Source organism: Streptomyces sp. NPDC006476 (genome assembly GCF_040612015.1).
Lineage (GTDB): Bacteria > Actinomycetota > Actinomycetes > Streptomycetales > Streptomycetaceae > Streptomyces > Streptomyces griseorubiginosus_B.
In genome coordinates this window covers 1-19873 of the sequence record NZ_JBEXPK010000108.1, presented here as the reverse complement: position 1 = coordinate 19873, position 19873 = coordinate 1, and the positions used below count along the sequence as shown (strand labels likewise).

11 protein-coding genes and 1 pseudogene are annotated in these 19873 nt (G+C 71.1%); all 12 read left to right on the top strand.

Annotation, left to right across the window (positions count from 1 at the left end; genetic code table 11):
* The first annotated feature begins 161 nt into the window (after positions 1-161).
* Positions 162-479: a transposase gene (locus tag ABZZ74_RS48305; RefSeq protein WP_356950494.1), complete on the top strand. Its 318-nt coding sequence runs from the start codon at positions 162-164 to the stop codon at positions 477-479.
* 573 nt (positions 480-1052) lie between these two features.
* A pseudogene (locus tag ABZZ74_RS48300) lies at positions 1053-2491 on the top strand (S8 family serine peptidase); the annotation flags it as partial.
* Between the two features lie 168 nt (positions 2492-2659).
* Complete coding sequence (locus ABZZ74_RS48295) at positions 2660-3343, top strand: response regulator transcription factor (protein WP_356950493.1); 684 nt, start codon at positions 2660-2662, stop codon at positions 3341-3343.
* 232 nt (positions 3344-3575) lie between these two features.
* Positions 3576-7508: a type VII secretion protein EccCa gene (eccCa, locus tag ABZZ74_RS48290; RefSeq protein ID WP_356950492.1), complete on the top strand. Its 3933-nt coding sequence runs from the start codon at positions 3576-3578 to the stop codon at positions 7506-7508.
* Between the two features lie 181 nt (positions 7509-7689).
* Positions 7690-9081 (top strand): type VII secretion integral membrane protein EccD, encoded by a 1392-nt coding sequence (eccD, locus tag ABZZ74_RS48285; RefSeq protein WP_356950491.1) that lies wholly within the window; start codon positions 7690-7692, stop codon positions 9079-9081.
* 13 nt (positions 9082-9094) lie between these two features.
* A complete protein-coding gene (gene eccB, locus ABZZ74_RS48280; protein WP_356950490.1) occupies positions 9095-10432 on the top strand; it encodes a type VII secretion protein EccB in 1338 nt (445 codons plus the stop codon).
* A 3-nt stretch (positions 10433-10435) separates the two neighbouring features.
* Positions 10436-13465 (top strand): hypothetical protein, encoded by a 3030-nt coding sequence (locus tag ABZZ74_RS48275; protein WP_356950489.1) that lies wholly within the window; start codon positions 10436-10438, stop codon positions 13463-13465.
* Entirely contained in the window at positions 13462-16806 is a 3345-nt protein-coding gene (locus ABZZ74_RS48270; RefSeq protein ID WP_356950488.1) for a right-handed parallel beta-helix repeat-containing protein, read from the top strand. The genes ABZZ74_RS48275 and ABZZ74_RS48270 overlap by 4 nt, the downstream gene beginning before the upstream one ends.
* A gap of 131 nt (positions 16807-16937) precedes the next feature.
* The gene (locus tag ABZZ74_RS48265) at positions 16938-17288 is read left to right on the top strand and encodes a WXG100 family type VII secretion target (RefSeq protein WP_356950487.1); all 351 of its coding nucleotides are present in this window, start codon (positions 16938-16940) and stop codon (positions 17286-17288) included.
* Positions 17289-17340: 52 nt separating this feature from the next.
* Complete coding sequence (locus ABZZ74_RS48260) at positions 17341-17637, top strand: WXG100 family type VII secretion target (protein WP_356950486.1); 297 nt, start codon at positions 17341-17343, stop codon at positions 17635-17637.
* A gap of 105 nt (positions 17638-17742) precedes the next feature.
* Entirely contained in the window at positions 17743-18294 is a 552-nt protein-coding gene (locus tag ABZZ74_RS48255; RefSeq protein WP_356950485.1) for a hypothetical protein, read from the top strand.
* Positions 18295-18394: 100 nt separating this feature from the next.
* On the top strand, positions 18395-19873 hold a 1479-nt coding region (locus ABZZ74_RS48250; protein WP_356950484.1), incomplete at its 3' end, for a hypothetical protein.

Here is a 19873-nt window from a genome sequence, read left to right as displayed (position 1 = left end):
CCCGTACTCACCGCGCTCGGGTACACAGTCCCGGCCGGCGCCCTCACCGTGACCACGGCACAACAGCTCGCCGCGATCGCCGGGCACGACCTCACCCCCCGTAACCCTCACCAAGATCTAGGAGTTATTGATCGGCAGGTCCCTGGGCCCCCGGTGGTGTGGTGCCGGCACAACCTGAATGGGCACTGGTCAAGGAGCTCGCCAACTTCGCCGAGGAGCACCGGAACTGGTTACCGATCTTCCAGATGCCCTCCTACGCACCGGAGCTGAACCCGGCCGAGGGGATCTGGTCGCTCCTCAAGCGCCACCTGGCCGACTTCGCCGCCGCCGCCGACGTCACACACCTCACCCGCGTGATCAAGCGGAAGTTGAAGAAGATCCAGTACCGGCCCTACCTGGTCGACGGCTGTCCGCCACCCACCGGTCTGACCATCGACGACGACGCGATCAGACCGCCGGACTCCGCGAGTTCAACCTGAGTAACGCGACATCGCGGGCAAGTGCTCAAGCGGCCCCGGGCATGAAAGATCCAGGCTGGAGGGGCATTTGACTCTACGAGATTTCCTTCTCGGCCCATACCCTGGCGCTTCCAGACGTGCCCCACCGAAATTGTGCCGGGCCGCGACGATTTTTCCTCGAAATTTACAAGGCATGCATGTTCATCAAAATCGAGTTGTTCCCCAGATGATGGCGCCTGCGGGCGTGGGGGCGTCGAGCCCTCCAGTAGTAGCCCCGACGCAAGGCGAGGAGTTATTGCGCCTGGAACAGGATGCCTTGCTCGTCCTGATCAATGGTCAAATCGTCTTCGTGCGTGCTCATCGGGCTGTCCGTATCACGACGTCACCCACGTGGGAGGCGGTCGCCCAGGGTCTGATTGATGGCATGCGCACGGACCGCGTCCGGTTGCTCGCTGGGGAAGAATCGGACGCGTCCTCGACCGTGGAGCAACTCGTCGGCGCAGCCCATAACATTGGCGCGTTGGAGGCCCCGCCCCGGGAGACCACTCTGAGCGCGGCAACGCTTGAGCGTCACCGGCGGACGCTGCGCTTCGGCAGCAGCACTCTAAGGCGGACGGGCGCGGGGTGACCACCGGTGTCCTGGACATGGGCGTCGACCTTGCGGCTCCTGCGGTGCACAAAGCGACGACCGTTGAGTGCAAGGTTCGTCGACTGGGTGACCGCCACCGTCCCGATTATCGACGGTGACGGCACTTGGCGGCCGATGACCACCTCAGTCACCGGCCCCACCTTCACCTATGGCGGCAAGACCTGGAAGGCCCCTGCTGGCTCGTACCGGATGAACGTCTTGCGCGAAGATGTCACCGCTGATGGCAAGGTCACGGACGGTGACGCCGACGGTGACGTCAACCGCGACGGCGACACCACCGATGACCGGGGCGTCCTGTACGACCCGTCCGCCGGCATCGTTACCGTCGGTGTGAACGACAACGGCGACTTCACCGAGGGCACCCCTATGAAGCCGTACGAGGACGGCTTCCAGATCGGCCACTTCGGCATCGACGACCCTGCCACGGCCATCGCCGAGAGTCGGGACTTCGTCGTGCAGACCCGCAAAGACATAACGATGGATCCGCTCGGCGGCGACTGGGTCGGCAAGAAGGCCGACTTCGCCGACATCGGCCTCGTCTCCGGTGGGCACGGTACGCACCTGGTCGGCATCACCACCGCCAACAGCATGTTCGACGGCAGGATGAATGGAGCTGCCCCCGGCGCGAAGATCGTCTCCGAGCGGGCCTGCCTCTTCCGTGCCGACTGCACTAACGTCGCGATGACCGAGGGCATGATCGACCTCGTCAACATGTCGATCGGCGATATGCCTGCGCTGAACGACGGCAGCAGTGCCACCGCCCAGCTGTACAACCGCCTGATCGGCACCTACGGCGTCCAGTTCGTCATCGCCGTCGGCAACTCCGGCCCCGGCGCCAACACCATCGAAGACCGGGCCCGGCCGACAAGGTCGTCTCGGTCGGCGCCAGCATCTCCAAGCAGACCCTCGCCGCCAACTATGCTAGTGGCCGCGGTCAGCACGCTCCCGGCCTGGGTGCTTAGCGCGATGGACGGCCATACGGGCTGGACCCTGCCTCCTCGGCTACGCCATGTGGAACGGCACCTCGATGGCGTTTCTGCAGGCGGCGGGCGCGAGCGCGCTGCTTCTGCGTGCCGCAAAGCAGCCGGGCATCGAACTCACGCCCGCGAACCCGCGCACGGCGCTTACCTCGACCGCCCAGCACATCAAGGGAGTTCAGGCGTACGAGGAAGCCTTCGGCCGCATCGACGTCGTCGGCGCCTGGAAGGCGGTCAGGGCGGGCGTGACCGCCCACGACTACACGGTGAAGGCCCCTGTCGTCACCGCGCTCGACCAGCAGTTGAAGACGCCGGGCGTCGGCACGGGCGTCTACGACCGGGAGGACGGGCCGAAGGCCGGTCGGAAGAAGACGTATGGCATCACCCTCACCCGTACGTCCGGGCCGTCCGGCCCGCTGCCCCACCTCCTTCGCCTGGCGCACCTGCCGTGTCGCGTGTCTGGGCGCCCCGTCTGACCAGCCGTCCTGGTGTCCAGAGCTCAGGCCGGATGACCATGGCAAACCGAAGGAGACGGGGCAAACCTCAATGAAATCTCCATTCCGTATGACTCGTCCTTGACGGCAAGCGACTCCCGCAGCGCCGCCGCTTGGATGTACAAGACACAGAGGATCGATATGAACGTCGCAGGTACCGTCAGCGTGAAGATTTGCGCGGCTGATCCGCTGACCAGGCTCGGCCTGGTCAGCCACGTGCGCCAAGAGCCCAGGATGACCCCCGTGGACGACCAGAGTGCGGACGTGATCGTCCTGACCGTAGGGAACGCGGACGACCAAGCCCTTGATACGCTGCGACAGCTGACCTTTCCGGCCTGCGCGGGATTCCTGGTGATCGTTGCCGGCAGTTGGACAGTCGACATGCACGCCGCCATTGAGCTTGGCGTTCGTGGGGTTCTCTTTCGGTGTGGATTCAGCTGGGCCAGTTTCGACGAGGCCGTCTACGCGATCGCCAGGGGAGAAGGCGCCTTCAGTCCGGAACTGCAGGGCATGCTGCTCGACCAGATGGAGCGGACGATCAAGGATGTCCTCGCGCCACGTGGGCTGACCGCCTGCGGATTGACCACCCGGGAAATCGACATACTCCGGCTCGTCGCGAACGGCAGTGATCTCGAGGACATAGCCGAAAAGCTGCGTTATTCCGAACGGACGGTGAAGAACGTCCTTTACGGCCTGATGAAGCGTCTGAACCTCCGCAACCGCGCCCACGCCGTCTCCTACGCGATACGGGCCGGCGTCATATGACTCGCCGAGCCGGCCGACGGCCGGCCGTGCCCCCGGGAACGGACGGCGCCCGGGAGGCCGCCGAGAACAGGCGGGCACAGTTCGCTGTGCATCCGAACAGACGCCCGCTTCCCCCCATGACCTGCCGCGGGGCCTTCATACGATCGACGAAGAGCCGCTCTCGCACCACGGAAAGAGAACGCGATTGAGTACCAGGATCGCCAAGCGCTCGCCTCGTGCGGAGGGCCCTCCGATGCCCGAGGGGCAACTCGAGCTGGCCGAACCGCCCGTACTGGGCGAGCCGGCCGCGGCCGACTTCGGGTCCGCGCTCGCCTACCTGCCGATGGCGCTGGGCTCCGGCGCCATGGCGCTGATGTTCTCCGTCGGCAGTGCCACCCCGACCAGCTACGTGATGGGCGGGATGATGGGCATGGCCATGATCAGCATGGGCGTGGCCCAGATCGGCCGCCCCGGTGCGGACCGCAGGCGGAGGCTGCGCGCCGAACGCCGCGACTACCTGCGCTACCTCGCCCAGAAGCGCAAGCAGGCCCGGCAGGCTGCCGAGCAGCAGAGTGCCGCCGTGCTGTGGGACAACCCCGACCCCCGCGACCTGTGGTCACTCGCCCTCAGTGCCCGGTTGTGGGAGCGCCGGCCGGGGCACGAGGACTTCGCCCGGATTCGCATCGGCACCGGCAGCCGGCGCAGCGCCCTGGAGTTGCTGCCGCCGCACACCAAGCCGGTGGAGAACCTGGAACCGCTGTCGGCGGTGTCGCTGCGCCGGTTCAGCAAGGCCCACCAGACCGTCCCGGAGCTGCCGATACCCGTGGCGCTGCCGCGCTTCACGAGCGTGGAGTTCGTCGGCGACGGGCAGTGCGCCCTGGGGCTGATGCGGGCGATGATCGGGCAGCTCGCCGTCTTCCACTCGCCGGACGACCTGCGCGTCGCGATGCTGGGTGACCCGGCGGGGCAGGCCGAGTGGGACTGGCTGAAGTGGCTGCCCCACAACGCCCACCCGTACGCGGAGGATTCCGCCGGACCGGTGCGGCTCGCCGCCTCCGATCACGACACGCTGATGGAGCTGCTCGGATCGGAGTTCGGCGACCGGCCGGACTACGATCAGGACGCCTCCCCGAGCGCCGCCGAGCCGTTCGTGGTAATCGTCGCCCAGGGTGCGCGCATCCCCGAGAGCTCCCGGCTCCTCGGCACCGGACTGCGGAACGTGGTCCTGCTGGACGCCACCGGCACCATGACCGGCGGCCCGAAGGTACTGCGGCTGACGGCCTGGGACAGCCACGTCGAGTTCCTGTCCGGCGGCGACACCGCCACCGCGTGGGCCGACGCCCTCAGCCGCGACTCTGCACGGACGCTGGCCCGGGCGCTGGCGCCGGTGCGTACCAGCGGCACCGTTGACCTGGTCGACCGGCCGCTGGAGACCGACTTCGATCTGACGTCGCTGCTCGGCATACGCGACCCGCGCACCTTCGACGTGGCCGCCAAGTGGCGTAGCCGGGCACCGCAGAACGCTCGGCTGCGGGTGCCGATCGGCATGACCGAGGAGGGTGAGGTGGTCGAGCTGGACCTGAAGGAGTCCGCGCAAGCCGGCATGGGCCCGCACGGTCTCGTCATCGGCGCCACCGGCTCCGGCAAGAGCGAACTGCTGCGCACCCTCGTGATGGGACTGGCCGCCACGCACTCCTCCGAGGTGCTGAACATGGTGCTGGTCGACTTCAAGGGCGGCGCCACCTTCCTTGGCATGGACCGGCTGCCGCACACCTCGGCCGTGATCACCAACCTCGCCGACGAGCTCACCCTCGTCGATCGCATGCGGGACGCCATCAACGGCGAGATGATCCGCCGACAGGAGCTGCTGCGCGCCGCCGGCTACGCCTCGCTGTTCGACTACGAGAAGGCCCGGATCGGCGGCGCGGAGCTCACCCCGCTGCCGTCGCTGCTTTTCATCGTCGACGAGTTCTCCGAACTGCTCGCCACCAAGCCCGAGTTCGTCGACCTGTTCGTGTCGATCGGGCGTCTGGGCCGCAGCCTCGGCGTGCACCTGCTGCTCGCCTCCCAGCGACTCGACGAGAGCCGCATCAACCGCGTCGAGGGCCACCTGTCCTACCGGATCGCGCTGCGCACGTTCTCCTCGATGGAGTCCCGCAGCGTGATCGGGGTCTCCAGCGCCTACGAGCTGCCCTCCGCCCCCGGCAATGGCTATCTGAAGATCGACACCACCAACCTGGTGCGGTTCAAGGCCGCCTACGTGTCGGGCCCGGCGCCCGCCCCGCCGACCGCCGCCGAACAGGCGGCCCAGTCGGCCCGCGCCGCCCAGGCCGTGACAGTCTTCGGCCTGGAGCCGACTGCGTCCGCCCCCACCAGTGAGGAACTGCGCCAGACAGCCGAGGCGGCGGCGCTCGCCGCGGCCGAGGAGGAGCAGCCCGCCGAACGGCAGGACAGCAGCGAGTCCCTGATGGATGTGCTGATCGACCGGCTGGACGGCAAGGGCTCGGCGGCCCGCCAGATCTGGCTGCCGCCCCTCTCTGCCTCGCCCGGCCTGGACGACCTGCTGCCCGGCATCGTGCCCGACGCCGTCCGCGGCATGTGCGCCCCGGCGGACCTGCCCGGCCTCGGGTTCCTAAAGGTCCCCCTGGGCATAGTCGACCGGCCGTTCGAGCAGCTGCGCGAACTGCTGATGGTCGATCTGTCCGGGGCCGAGGGGCACGTCGGCGTCGCCGGCGCCCCGCAGACCGGCAAGTCCACGCTGCTGCGCACCCTGATCCTGGCGCTGGCGCTGACGCATACGGCGCAGGAGGTCCAGTTCTACTGCCTGGACTTCAGCGGCGGTCTGATGTCCGTCGCCGGCCTGCCTCACGTCGGCTCGGTCGCCACCCGCATGGAACGCGACCGGGTGCTGCGCACCGTCGAGGAGATGTCGCAGCTCCTCGAACGCCGCGAGCAAATATTCACGGACATGGGCCTGGAGTCGATGGCCGCCTACCGCGAACTTCGGACCGCCGGACGCGTCGACGACCCGTACGGCGACGTGTTCCTCGTCGTCGACGGCTGGTTCACCCTCCGCCAGGACTTCGAGGAACTGGAGGCCCGGGTCATGGACATCGCGGCCCGCGGCCTCGGCTTCGGCATCCACGTCATGGCCACCGCCACCCGTTGGTCGGAGCTGCACTCCCGGCTGCGCGACACGCTCGGCACCAAACTCGAACTGCGGCTCGGCGACCCGATCGAGTCCGAAGTCGGCTCCAGGAAGGCGGCCGGGGTGCCGCACCGTCCGGGCCGAGGCCTCGTCGCCTCCGGGCACCACTTCCTCACAGCCCTGCCCCGTCTGGACGGCTCCTCGGAGACCGCTGACCTCACCCGCGCCACCAAGGCGGCCGTCGCGGAGATCGCCACCTTCTGGACCGGCCGCTCCGCGCCCGGTGTCCGCCTGCTGCCTACCAGCCTGTTGGTAACCCAACTGCCGCCCGCCGAGGGCGACCTCCGTGTCTGCCTCGGCTGGGACGAGCAGCGGCTCGAACCCGTGTGGCACGACTTCTCCACCACCCCGCATCTGTTGGTCCTCGGCGATGACCAGACCGGCAAGACCAACGCGCTACGGCTCGCCATCCGGTCCATAACCAGCCGCTACACCCCCGGCGAGGCCCGCATCCTGCTGGCCGATCCCGGCCGCGGACTGCTGGCGGACGTGCCCGAGGCCTACCGGTCGGGTTACGTCGTGGACAGCGAAGCCATGGCCCAGGTCGCCGACGCCGCGGTGAACTCGGTCAGCCACCGGGTGCCCGGCCCCGACATCTCGCCCGAGCAGCTTCTCAGGCGCGACTGGTGGCAGGGGCCGCTGCTGTTCGTCGTGGTCGACGACTACGACCTCTTCACCGGCAGCCCGGGCATGGGCACGCCGCTCGCGCCGCTCGTCCCGCTCCTCGCCCAGGGCCACAACATCGGCATGTACATGGTGGTGGCGCGCAGCACCTCCGGCGCGATGCGGGCCATGATGGACCCGCTGGTGCGGCGCATGTGGGAGCTGGGCAACCCCGGTCTACTGTTCTCCTACCCGAAGGAAGAGGGCAAGTTCCTCGGCGAGGCCAAGCCACGCAACCTGCCCGCCGGCCGGGCGCAGCTCGTCACCCGCCGCGCCGTCAAGCTCATCCAAACGGGTCTGGTGACCCCGTCATGACCGGACCGAGACGCCCCGGACGCCCGCGCCTGGCCCGCCCGGCCCTTCCGGCCCTTCCGGCCCGCTCCGGCCCGGCGGTCCCCCTGCGGGCGGGTGCCGCACGCCCCGCGCACCCCGTCCGGTCCGCACGGTCGCACGCCGCCTCCCCGTCCCGCTCCACGCCCTCCGCCCCAGGAACGCTATGCCGACCTCACCGCCCGCACGCCCCCTGCCCCCCGTCGAACTCTGCCGTCTCACCGTGGACGGCCCGGCAGGCCGCGCCGACCTGGCCGTCCCCGTGTCCACACCGGTGTCGGAACTGCTGCCCGTGCTGCTGCGGCACGTCGCCGCTGGCCAGGACGAACAGGGCACCCCCTGGGTGCTGCAGCGGCTCGGCGAGGACCCGCTCGGCCCCGAAGGGACGCCCGAGTCGCTGGGCCTTCACCACGGCGACGTGCTCTACCTGCGCCCCGTCGACACGCCGCTGCCCCGGCTGGTGTTCGACGACGTCTCCGACGGCGTGGCCACCGTCATCTGCGACCGTCCCGACCGGTGGCGCCCGGAGATGACCCGCCAGCTCGCCCTCGTCCTGGCCTGGCTCGCCGTCGTCGGCCTCGCGGCCACGCTGCTCGGCGCGGGTCCCGGAGCGCCGGCCGCCGGCGGGTGCGCGGCCGCCGCCGTGATCCTCGCCGGCGTGTCCGTACTGCTCCAGCGGGCCGGCGCTGGCGTCGGCCTGGCCACCGGCGGCGGCGCGTGCCTGCTTGCGGCGCTCGCCGGCCTCGCCCTGCCCTTCGGCGGCACCCGTGACTACCACCTGGGGGTGCCGGGCCTGATTGCCGCCGCCTTCGGTGCGCTGATCATCGCGGGGGCACTACTGCTGTTGAGAGCGATGCCGCCCCTGCTGCCCGGAACGGTCCTGGTCACCGCGGTCGTCACGACCATCAGCGCGGTCCTCACCTCCCGAGCCGGGATGTCCCCGGCGCAGGCCGTCGCTGTGATGGCCTGCGCGATCTTCGTCGTCGGGCACCTGGCCCCCCGGATCGCGCTGCGCTCGGCCCGGCTGCGGGTGCCGCACCTGCCGCACAACGCGGAGGAGCTCCAGGAGGACATCGACCCGGTCGAGCCGGAGCAGGTCGCCCGAGGCGTCAACATCGCCGGCACCTTCCTGGACGTCCTCGCCCTGTCGTCCGCGCTGGTCCACGCGGTGGCCTTCTGGCTGCTGGTGCACGACCACGGATGGGCCGGCGAGTGGCTCGCCCTGCTGCTCAGCGGCGCCGTGCTGCTGAGCGTCCGCCAGCCAACTGGGGCGCGACAGCGGGTGCCGCTCGTCGTGGCGGGCGCCTTCGGCCCGGCCCTGCTCCTGATCGTGCGTGGCGCCGACACGGGCCCGGCCGGTCGGGTCGCGGTGGCAGTCGCGCTGCTGGCCGGCGTGGTGCTCCTGGCCGTGGGCGCCTGGCGGCTGCCCCACAGCAGGCTCCGCCCGTTGTGGGGCCATCTCGGCGACATCCTGGAGGTGGTCATCGCCGTGGTCCTCCTGCCGCTGCTGCTCCAGCTGCTGCACGTGTACGCGTACTTTCGCGCCCTGGCCGGCTGAGGGGGCGGCGGCGGTGCAGACGCGACGCGACCATGTGCAGGCCTATCAGTTCGCCATGGCCCGGCTGTCTACGGCGCTGGTCACCGGCGACCCCGGCCGCGGCGAGCCGCCGGCCCAGCGGTCCCGCCTCGGCATGTTCTTCGGCGCAGGCCTCGCGGTGCTGCTGTGCGCGGGATTCGGCGTGTTCGGGCTCATCTCGCCCGGCGGCAACACATCCTGGCGGCAACCCCACGCGGTCATCGTCGAGAAGGAGACCGGCAACCGCTACCTCTACCTCGGCGGGGAACTGCGCCCCGTCCGCAACTACGCCTCCGCCTTGCTGATCGCGGGCGAAGGCGCCACCGTGCGGACGGTGTCCCGCAACTCCCTCGCCGGCGTGCCGCACGGGACGCCCGTCGGCATCCCCAACGCGCCCGACACCCTGCCGCCGGCCACGCAGCTGCTGTTCGGCGCCTGGACCCGGTGCGTACGCGACGACCTGCCGAACGGCCTGCTGCTGGACTTCGACCCGGCCGGGCGCACCCGGCCCTTCCCCGCCGACCGGCAGGTCGTGCTGTCCTCTACGAGCGGCGACCTGTACTTGCTGTGGCACGGGACCAAGTACCCGCTGCCCGACGACGCCTCCCGGATCGCCCTCGGCCTGGACACCCAGCAGCCGCTGGTGGCGCCCCGCTCGTGGCTGTCCGCCGTGCCCACCGGCACCCGGCTCGTTCCCGCCTCCGTGCCTGGCACCGGCCGCCCGGGCCGAACCGTCGGCGGACGCCCCGCCCGGATCGGGCAGGTGTTCACCGCCATATCGGGCACCGGCGGGCACTCCTACGTGCTGCGCGCCGACGGCCTCGAACCCGTCAGCGCCACCGAGGGGGCCCTGCTCGCCGCGCGGCGCGGCGCACCGGCCACGCGGCGAGTCGACCAGTCCGACATCGCCGCTGCGCCGGTCTCCAAGGACCACGCCCTGATGACAACCGTGCCCGACGTGCTCGGCACCCGCCAGCAGCCGCTCACCACCGAGGCGCTGTGCCTCAGGGAGCAGCCGACGAGGGGGGTCATGCACATTCAGGTGGTGTTGGAGGGCGGCCAGGCGGCCATCGGTAAACGGTTCGTCCTCGTCCCGCCCGGCCGCGGTGTCGTCGCCTTGGACAACAGCGACACCGCGAACCTGGGCACCCCTCAGCGGTACCTGATCACCGAGCAGGGCAGGCTCTACCTCATCGGCCGCGGGAACTCCGCGATGTACCTCGGACTCCCCCAGATGGGGGGCCTTCCGCTGCCGAGGGACGTCCTGGGCCTGCTGCCGAAGGGGCCCGACCTGGACGCGTCGGCCGCGTTGGCCACGGTGAGAGGCGGATAGCCCGTGGCACTCGCGGTCATGCAGCGGCGCGGCCCGGGGCGGCCTCTGAGATGCCGGCCCGTCGGCAATGCCCTTCTGATCCACCCGAAGGGCGAACCGGCCGAGCAGACCATGCGGTTCGTGGAGGGCCTGGCCCCGGACTCCCGCAACATCCTGGTCGTCCTCGACCTGCCCTCCCATTCCTCCCTGGACCTGGAATGGGACGCGGTGGCCAGGTTCCTGGCGAGCCGCTCCGGCAACGTGCGCCTGGTCTTCCAACGCGGCCGACACTACGAGGTCCGCGACGCCGGGCAGCGGATCGCCGACCGGCTCGGCCGGGCCGTGCTCGCCCCGGACGGCGCCTCGCTGTCCACCGTGGGCGGTGGCCTGTTCGTGCCGACTGAGAACGGCGCCGGCTGGCTGTTGTTCCGCCCCGGCCGGGTCGCGCAGATCGACTCGCGCCGGTTCCCTAAGCCGAACTGGGAGTTCTCCGTCCCCGACCGGCCGTGGCGGATCAGTGAGAAAGCCATCGCGGAGCCTCTGCCCGGCGGCGTGTGGGTGCACAGCAGCGACCACCAGCCGCTGAGTTCCCACCGGCAGCGGTTGATCCGGGTGGTGCCGTGTCACCCGGACATCCTCGCCGTAGTCGTCGGCGCCCCCGGCGAACCGGAGGTGCCGCTGGAGGATGTGGCCCGCTTGTGGGAGAACGTCCTGGCCACGGCCCGGCCGTTGGTCCGGTTCGTCCACTACGGTCCGGTCGAGCTGCCGAACGGCCGCGCGTTCGGCCAGGAACTGGCGGACCGGCTGGAGCAGCAGATCGGGGTCTACGCGGGCTTGCCGACGGCGATCGCCCCCGGGCTGTCCTCGCCGGACGTCGTTGGGGTGCGCTCCGACGGGTGGCCCGCCTGGCGCCCCTTCGTAAGTGAACTGGTGTACTTCCCGAGCGGGGACGGCGAGTCTGCCCCGCCCGCGCTGCTAGGTGTGCGGGCCCCCTTCCCGGAGATCCGCGAAGTTGCCCCAGGGGTGTACGACTACGCCCCCGACAGCGTCCTGGAGGTCGTCCAAAGCGGCCTGTGGGTGCGGCCCCACGAGGCCGGCGCCGACGGCGAGGAGGTGCGTCGTGTTCCCGCCCGGCCCGGGAACCCACTGATCCTGTTCGACCGCGCCACGCCTTGGGCCGCCGAGCGCATGCGGGCCCTCGCCAAGGACGTGCTGTGGCGGCTGGACCCCGCGGTGCGCGCCGCGTTCCGGCTGGCGCCCGCCGACGACCCGGAAGCGGCCGTGCAGACCAAGCCCGCCGAGATGGTCCGGCAGCCCGAGCGCCCGGCCACCGCCCGCCGCCTGGCGGCGGCGGGGTCCGTGGACGTGTCGGAGTCTGCGGTCCCTCCGGCACGCCGGGCTGCGGGTTCGGCCGGGGCGGCCACGCCGCCGACGCCGTCCGCCCCGAACCGGGCGCGGGTGGAGTCGCCGGGGCTCACTGACCCGTTCGAACCGGCCACCGTGGTCGAGTCGGCGGGCCCCGCGCTTGCCCCGGCCCCAGACGGTGCGGCCGGAACGGACACGTCCGCCCTCGCGGCGGCCGGCTCCGCGAACGCGCCGGCGACGGCGGGGGACGCGGGAGCAGTGTCCAAGGCCACGGATACTCGGACGGACACCGTAACCGGGGCCGAGGATTCCGGTGGCACGCCCCGCCAGGACGCCGCTGACCCGGCGCAGGGCCCGGCACCCGCGCCGAAGGCCGGGCGGTGGCCGGGCCCCCGGGACGGCTCCTGGCGTGCGGCGTCGCCGCCCCCGGTCACAGAGGCGGGCGCCGGCCCGGCGCCCGGGTCCGAGGCGGGTACCGACGCCGGGCCCGAGGCGGCGAAGTCGCGGCCGGGGGCTTCGGACGGCGCGGCGTCGCCGCGCCCGGTCACGGGGGCGGGGCCCGGTCGGGAGGCCAGCGCAACGCCCAAGGCCTGGGCTGCACCCTGGGCCGCGCCCGACCCAGCGCCCGGAGCCGCGCCCGCGCCCGTACCCACACCCGGGCGCGTCAGGAGCGCGGCGCCGCGTGTCCGGCTGGAGTCAGGGCCGCCGGACGGGCCCGCGCTCGCGCCGCCGCCTGCTGTGTCCCCGACCCCGGCCGCTGCTCCCGCACCCGCCCCACAGGGACCCGTCCAGGCGCGGCCCCAGGCCGCGCGCCAGCGGGATTCGGTCCGGGTGCAGCCCGTTCCCAAGTCCGGCGCCTGCGCGGTGCCGCCGGAGCGCGGGCTCGGCCAGGAGCGGGCGTGGGTCCGCCGCGCGTTGAGCGAGCAGTACAACGCGGCGATCGGCACCGTGTCCGGCATCATGGCTGAGTCGCCTGCCCTGCGCGGCGGCGCCCGAGGGCCTGACGAGGACGCGCTGACCGATCTCGTCGCGCTGCGGCTGTACCTCACCGGGGACAGCCGCGCACTGGACATGGCCGTGCGCAGCGCCACCGCAGGTCCGCACGTACCGCTGGCCCGCTGCGTGGCCTCCGGGCTGGACCGCCTGCCCTCCTATCGGGGGCCGGCGCTGCTGCACTCCGTGCTCACCTCGGGGGAGCGGGCCTGGTACGGTCCGGGCAGGCTGCTCACCGAGTGGGCGTTCTGCACCGCGCACTCCTCCCCGGGCGCCGGGCCCGACGGGGTCACCGACATCCTCATCTGGTCGATGACGGCCCGGCGGACGAACCTGCTCGACCCCTCAGCCCCCGACCGGGTGATCTTCCTGCCCGGTACCAGTTTCGAGGTCCTCAAGACCGTCACCGGCGACGGCGGCCGCACCGCGGTACTCCTGCGCGAGCTGTCGAAGTCGGAGATCTCGGCGGACGGGCGGGTCGGCGTCCACCGAACCCCGCTCGACGAGATCGCCGTGAACAGCCTCGAACAGACCCTCCGGGTCCTGGCGGGGTCGGCCGCCGGCGGGGCCGGGGCCAAGGGCCCGGTCAAATACGGCACCGCGGCCCCGCCGGGCCTGCTCAGCTCCGCCATGCTCCCGCGGCGCGGCGCATCCGGTCGTGCGGCCCAGGCGGCAACGAGAAAGGCACCCCTATGAGCCGACAAATCCTGCTGGTCGCCCCGGACCGCCCGGGCGCGTACCGTTCCCTCACCCAAGCGCTGGCCGAGGCCGCCGAAGGCGCGCTCATCACCGTCGCGCCGGGGCGTTACGAGGAGACGCTTGACATCACGCGGGCCGTCAGCGTGGCCGCCGAGGGCGACTCGGGCACGGTCCACGTCCACTGCGCCTCCGGCAGCACCGTGGTCGTGGACGCCGAGGCGGTTCAGCTGTCCGGCCTCACCTTGTCCGGCAGCGACCGGGAGGCGCCGGTGCTCGACGTGCGGCGCGGTCAGGCCGCCCTGGACGACTGCCAGGTCGCCGGCGAAGGGTGGACCGCCGTCCTCGCCTGGCATCAGGGCATCCTGGCCATGCGGGGCTGCAAGGTCACCAACCCGAACGGCGCCGGCGTCGTTGTGACATCCGGCGGCGGGAACGCCCTGGAAGGCTCCGAGGTCGCCGATGCAGGCTCCTCCGCTGTGGTCGTCGCAGAGAGCGGGCGGCTGACCGTCCGGGAGTGCATCTTCGGCGGGGCCAAGGGCAACGGCGTCTGCGCCAACGGACGCGGCACGGTCACTGTCGAGAACAGCCGGATCAGCGGTAGCGGCAAGCCCGGTATCGCCGTGGAGGACGAGGCCAGGGCACAGCTGCGGAATGTGTCGGTCAGCGGCAGCGCGGCTCTCGACGCCTATCTGACCAGCCGGGGCGAGACCGCGCTCATCGAGTGCGCGTTCAGCGGCTCCGGGGGGCAGGGCGTGCACATCAGCGGCGGGGCCGCGCCGGTGCTGCAGTCGTGTTCCGTCGCCGGAGCGGCCCGTACCGGCGTGCACGTCACTGGCGGCTCCCGGCCGCATCTGGAGAACTGCGAGGTCAGCGGAGCCCCACTGGGGGTCGTCGCCGAGGCCGGCAGCGAGGCGGTGTTCGACGGGCTGACCGTCAAGGACGCCTCGACGGCCGCCGTCCAGGTCACCGGCGGCGCGTCCGCGCGGATCGGGCGCCTGGCCGTCACCGACACCTCCGGCGCGGGGGCGCGGGTGGTGGGTCAGGACAGCAGGCTGGAGCTGGGCGGCGCTGACATTGCCCTCGGCGGCGGCATCGGCATCGAACTCGACGAGAAGGGTGGCGGCACCTTCACCGGGCTGCGGCTGACGGCCACCGGCGGCACCGGTGTCAGCCTGGCCGGCGGCGCCCGCGCCGTCCTGGAATCTGCCACGGTCCGCGGCTGCGAGATACTGGTCGGGGCCGACGCCGAGCTGATGGCCGGCGACACCGACTTCACCGGCTCGGGCGGCGACGGCCTGCGGGTCACGCACGGTGGCTCGGTCAGCGCCACCAACTGCCGGATCAGCGGCGCCCGCGGCCATGGCGTCAACATCCAGGCGTCCGCCCGCGCCGACCTCACCGGCTGCACCGTCTTCGACAACGCGGGCGACGGCATCCGCGCCAACACCGACCAGCCGGTCAGTGTCCAGGACTGCCAGATCCGCGACAACGGCGGCAAGGCCGTCCACCGGCTCCAGGCTGGTGGCCTGGTGGACGTCGTGGGCGTGGACACCGGGGGGCGGTCCGGCGGGCCGGCCGGGGACGACCAGCCGCCGGCCGCCGGTGAGCAGCAGGCTCGCGGCACCGGTGTCGGCCCGCTCGCCGAGCTCGAGTCATTGGTCGGCCTGGGGAGCGTGAAGAAGGAGGTCACCGGGCTGATCAACCTGAACCGGATGGCCCAGCGCAGGCAGGAGATGGGCCTGCCGATGCCTCCCATGAGCCGCCACCTGGTCTTCGCCGGCCCGCCCGGCACCGGCAAGACCACCGTCGCGCGACTGTACGGCGCCGTCCTGGCCGAGCTGGGCATCCTCGCCCAGGGCCACATCGTCGAGGTGGCTCGCGCCGACCTTGTCGCCCAGATCATCGGTGGCACCGCCATAAAGACCACCGAGGTGTTCAACAGGGCACTCGGCGGCGTGCTGTTCATCGACGAGGCCTACACGCTGACCAACCAGTCCAAGGGCACGGGCCCGGACTTCGGTCAGGAGGCCGTCGAGACGCTGATGAAGCTGATGGAGGACCACCGCGACGAGATCGTCGTCATCGCCGCGGGCTACTCCGAGCAGATGGACCAGTTCCTCGCCTCCAACCCGGGCATGGCGTCCCGTTTCGCGCGCACCATCGAGTTCCCCAACTACAGCCCGGAGGAGCTTGTCACCATCGTCAGGGGCCTGGGCGCCAAGCACTACTATGAGCTGACCGGCGGGGCGTTGGACGGCCTGACGCGGTACTTCGAGGAGGTGCCCAAGACCGCGACGTTCGGCAATGGGCGCGTCGCCCGGCAGGTCTTCGAGTCGATGATCAACAACCAGGCGACCAGGCTGGCCAGCCTTCCGCCCAGTGACGATTCCGATCTGAACAGGCTCACCGAGGCCGACCTGGCCACGCTCGTCCTGGATGGCGGCAAGGCCGGCGGGCCGGCGGGTGGGGGAGGGGGCGCGCCGGCTGCCAGAAACGGTGCTGACAGCCCCTCCGCCCGGAGGGTGGCGTTCATGGTCGGCCTGGAGCCCGTGCGCGAGGCCCTGCGAGTCCGCCTGGAGGGCCTGGCGGAGCTGCGACGGCGAAACCAGCCGACCACCGGACTGGTCAACATCGTCCTCGACGGAGCCCTGGGCAGCGGCCGCCGCTCCGTGGCGCGCCTGTACGGGCGGTGCCTCGCCGAACTGGGCCTGCTGCCCACCGGCGTGACCTGCTACCTGCCGCTGTCCGTCGTCCCCGCCCGCTGGCCCGGACAGCCGCGCGCCTACCTGGCGTCCGTCGTCGAGGAGGCCGCGGGCGGAGTGTTCATCCCCGATGTGGACGCCGCCTTCGTCCGACGGTCGGCGGAGGACCGCGCGGCGGTGATTGAGGCCCTCGTGACGACGGCCGGCGCACCCGGTGCCTCGGCTCTGGTGCTATGCGGAGAGGGGCCGCCGCTGACCAACCTGCTGCGGGAACGGGCCGATCTGGCCCGGCTGTTCGCGGAGTATCTGACGTTGCCCCCGTACTACCCGGCCCAACTGGCCGAGCTGACGGCACGTCACCTCGGCCGCCTCGGACACACCGTGCCCGACGAGGTCACGGCGACGCTCGCCGACGTCTACGCCCAGACCACCCCTGCGGTCGGCGCCCACGGAGCCCATCGGGTGGCGGCACGTATCGCTTCCCGGGCGCGCTCCACGGAGATATCCACGGCCGACCTGCCCCGGCCGGCCCCGGCCGAACCGGCGCAGGCACCGGCCGCGCCCGCGGCCACACCGGGGGCACCATCTGGACCTGTCCCGACACCTGAGCATGTCGCGGTGGGCACGCATGGGTAATCCTGCCGGGACTGCCGGGCACGATCCCGGATTCCCCATTTCCCGTCCGTCGAAGCGCGCCCAACAATGACGCTACGCGCGTCAGCGACGCGCGACGAATCCCCTACATATCACCGAGAGGAAACTCGAACATGGCTGGCGGCTCTGGTCCCCTTTCCACCACAGTGGACCTCGCGGGAATGTCCCGCGCCTACTCGGCCTTCCAGGACCGGGTCGCGCACTGCACCCGCTCCGGGAGCAACATGGAGCAGCAGCATGCCATGCTCGGCATCGTCTGGGAGGGTCCGGCTTCCAAGACCTTCTGCAGCGCCTTGCAGGAATGGCTCACCAACTTCCAGACCGTCACCAACGAACTCAACAAGATGGCGGGCGTCCTGGAACAGAACACCGCCACGTACCGGTCGACCCACCAGAGCACCATCGACGAGGCCAGCCAGGTCAAGAGCGCCGTGGCCCAGAGCCTCCCCGGCTTCGGGCACTGACGGACGAATCGACCACCCCCCACTTTCTTCCCGCCACAAGGAGTGAATTCTCATGTCCGTGACGTATGGCGTCGACATGTCCCAGGTTCAGGCCATCGCAGGTGAGATGGAATCGATCACCCACCACATCCGGCAGCTGATCCTGAGCCTGGAGGAGGAGGCCAGCAGCAGCCTCCAGCACTGGACCGGCGACGCCAAGGCGACCTACGCGGAATGCAAGGCCAAGTGGGACAACGCCGCCCACAACATGGCCACGGCGGCGGCTAAGGCCACGACGAGTCTCGTCCAGATTAACCAGGCGTACAACACGGGCGAGCGGCAGGGCGTCGGCATGTGGCAGGGCGCCTGACCGGCGAACGGGTGCGGCGGCTCCCCCCTCGGCCGCACCGGTTCGGTTGCCCACACCGGTTCCGCGCGGCTTTCGTGGCCGCGCCCGGACTGACCGAGGAGACCGATGCCCGACGCAACAGCTGACTCGTCCACCCACATGTACCACGACACGCCCGCCTCGGCGCCGTACCAGCCCGAGGAGTGGGACGGCGGCACGAACGTCCCGGACGTGCACGGGTCCTACACGAATCACGACCCGATCCGGAAGCCGAACGTGCCGGGAGGTTCCGGCGGCGGCAAGAAGACGCAGGTCAACACAGCGGCGATGGAGCATTTCGCGAGCAACATCGAAACCCTGGTCCCGTACGTCCAGCGTGCGTCCAGCGCACTGGGCCATGTGTCGCCCGCTCCCGGCGCCTTCTACCATGCGAACGTCATGCGCGGAAAGGTGTCCGGGAACGGTGGTGACGGCGGCCTCAGGGACGCCTATCTGAAGGTCCTCACCGACCTGGCCAACGGTCTCACCGACCTGTGCCACGGGGTCCGGCTGATGAGCAAGAAGTACCAGTCGATGGAAGAGGCCAACAAGATGTCGGCCAAGGACTTGCAGGACTACATGTACGACGCCAGCACTGACCTGAACACCCTCAGCTCGAACGCTGGGGGCGTCCACTGATCGACGGACCGGCCACGACCGGTCCGGACAATCGAGGCCGCAGCCGTCGGCCGTCGTACTGCGGACAGCGACGACGGGACGCCGGTCGGCGGCTCGGCCGATGTTCTGGCAGCAGGCGAAATCCCCCTCCTCGCCTGTCTTCGGCGAGGAGGGGCACCACGGTGACCGGGGCCACGGCTCCGACGGGAGAGTGCGAGCGGGGATGGGCGACGAGGACAAGTACAACCAAGGCCCCTTCAAGAAGGGGGGGAGGGGGATCGACAACGCGGTCTTCGCCAGCCCCGACGGCACCGTGGGCCAGGTCTCGGATTACGACTCGTGGGACTGGAAGCAGATCGAAGCTGCCATCAACGGATTCTCCGCGGGCACCAACAACAGCAGCAACGCGAGCCGCGCCCGGGGCGCCTCCGACCCGCAGTCCCTCCAGGACGCGGCGGACGCCTTCTACCAGGTGCAGGTAGCTCTGCAGTCGGTAGCCGAGGTCCTGCAGGAGCAGGGCAAGGCGCTGGCCGGTGGCGGGGGGGCCTGGAAGGGTGACGCGGCGGACGCGTTCCTCGACATGATCGTCGGCTTCTCCCGGCAGGTTCAGGCCACCGCGAACGTCCTGTCGGGCGGTGCCACGGGAAGCCACTCGGTCCCGCAGCAGCTCGCCAACAACGCGGTCAACCTGCGCAACGCCCAGCAGCTCATCACGGAGATCGACCAGTGGTACGCACGCCAGGCGCAGCTGGCCGGTGCCTCGACGATGAAGAACGGACTGATCAGGGTCAGTGAACAGCCGCAGATCGTCGAAATGATGACGAACGACATGCGTAAGGTCCTGAAAAGCCTGGCGAGCGAGTATCAGGTCACGATCGACTCGGTCCACACCCCGAGCCCCGTCACCCCCCCGGGCGGCGGGGGAGATATGAACCAGCCTGGCACGGGAGACGGCCCCGGGACGGGCAGTCCTGGCACGGGAGACGGCCCCGGGACGGGCAGTCCTGGCACGGGAGACGGCCCCGGGACGGGCAGGCCTGGCACGGGAGACGGCCCCGGGACGGGCGTGGGCGGGGGCGGTGCGCCGGATCCGGGTATTGGGTCGGGCGCGGGTGGTGATTCTCCGTTCACGGGCGGTACCCGCGTTGGAGGCGCGGACGGAGGTTTGGGCGGCATGTCGGCCGTGCCGATGATGCCGGGCATCGGAGGCGGTGCTCCCGGGGTCGGTGGTGAGCCCACGGACTCCTCCGGGCTGTTGGACTCGAGCGCCGAGCCGTGGAAGGGCGGCACCAGCCTGGGCAACGGCGACCTCTTGCCCACCGGCGGCCAGAACAATCCGGTCGGCGGCTTGAGGCGGCCGGAGGAGTTCACCGGGCCCACGGATGTGGGCGCTCCGGAAGCGGGTGCCGGTGGTCTGGGCGGTCTCGGTGTTATGCCGATGATGCCGGGGATGAGTGGCGGTGCTCCGGGTGTGTCGGGCAGTGAGCCGTCGGATGCGTCGGGTCTGTTGGATCCGAGTGTGGATCCGTGGAAGGGCGACACGGGTGTGGCCGGTGAGGACCCGTTGCCGGCGGCCGAGGTGTCGGGTGGCGGCAGCGGC

What these genes read in the sequence shown, in the direction of transcription:
- eccCa (WP_356950492.1), top strand. Translation starts at nt 3,576, where the DNA reads ATGCCCGAGGGGCAACTCGAGCTGGCCGAACCGCCCGTACTGGGCGAG.
- eccD (WP_356950491.1), top strand. Translation starts at nt 7,690, where the DNA reads ATGCCGACCTCACCGCCCGCACGCCCCCTGCCCCCCGTCGAACTCTGC.
- ABZZ74_RS48255 (WP_356950485.1), top strand. Translation starts at nt 17,743, where the DNA reads ATGCCCGACGCAACAGCTGACTCGTCCACCCACATGTACCACGACACG.
- ABZZ74_RS48270 (WP_356950488.1), top strand. Translation starts at nt 13,462, where the DNA reads ATGAGCCGACAAATCCTGCTGGTCGCCCCGGACCGCCCGGGCGCGTAC.
- ABZZ74_RS48265 (WP_356950487.1), top strand. Translation starts at nt 16,938, where the DNA reads ATGGCTGGCGGCTCTGGTCCCCTTTCCACCACAGTGGACCTCGCGGGA.
- ABZZ74_RS48260 (WP_356950486.1), top strand. Translation starts at nt 17,341, where the DNA reads ATGTCCGTGACGTATGGCGTCGACATGTCCCAGGTTCAGGCCATCGCA.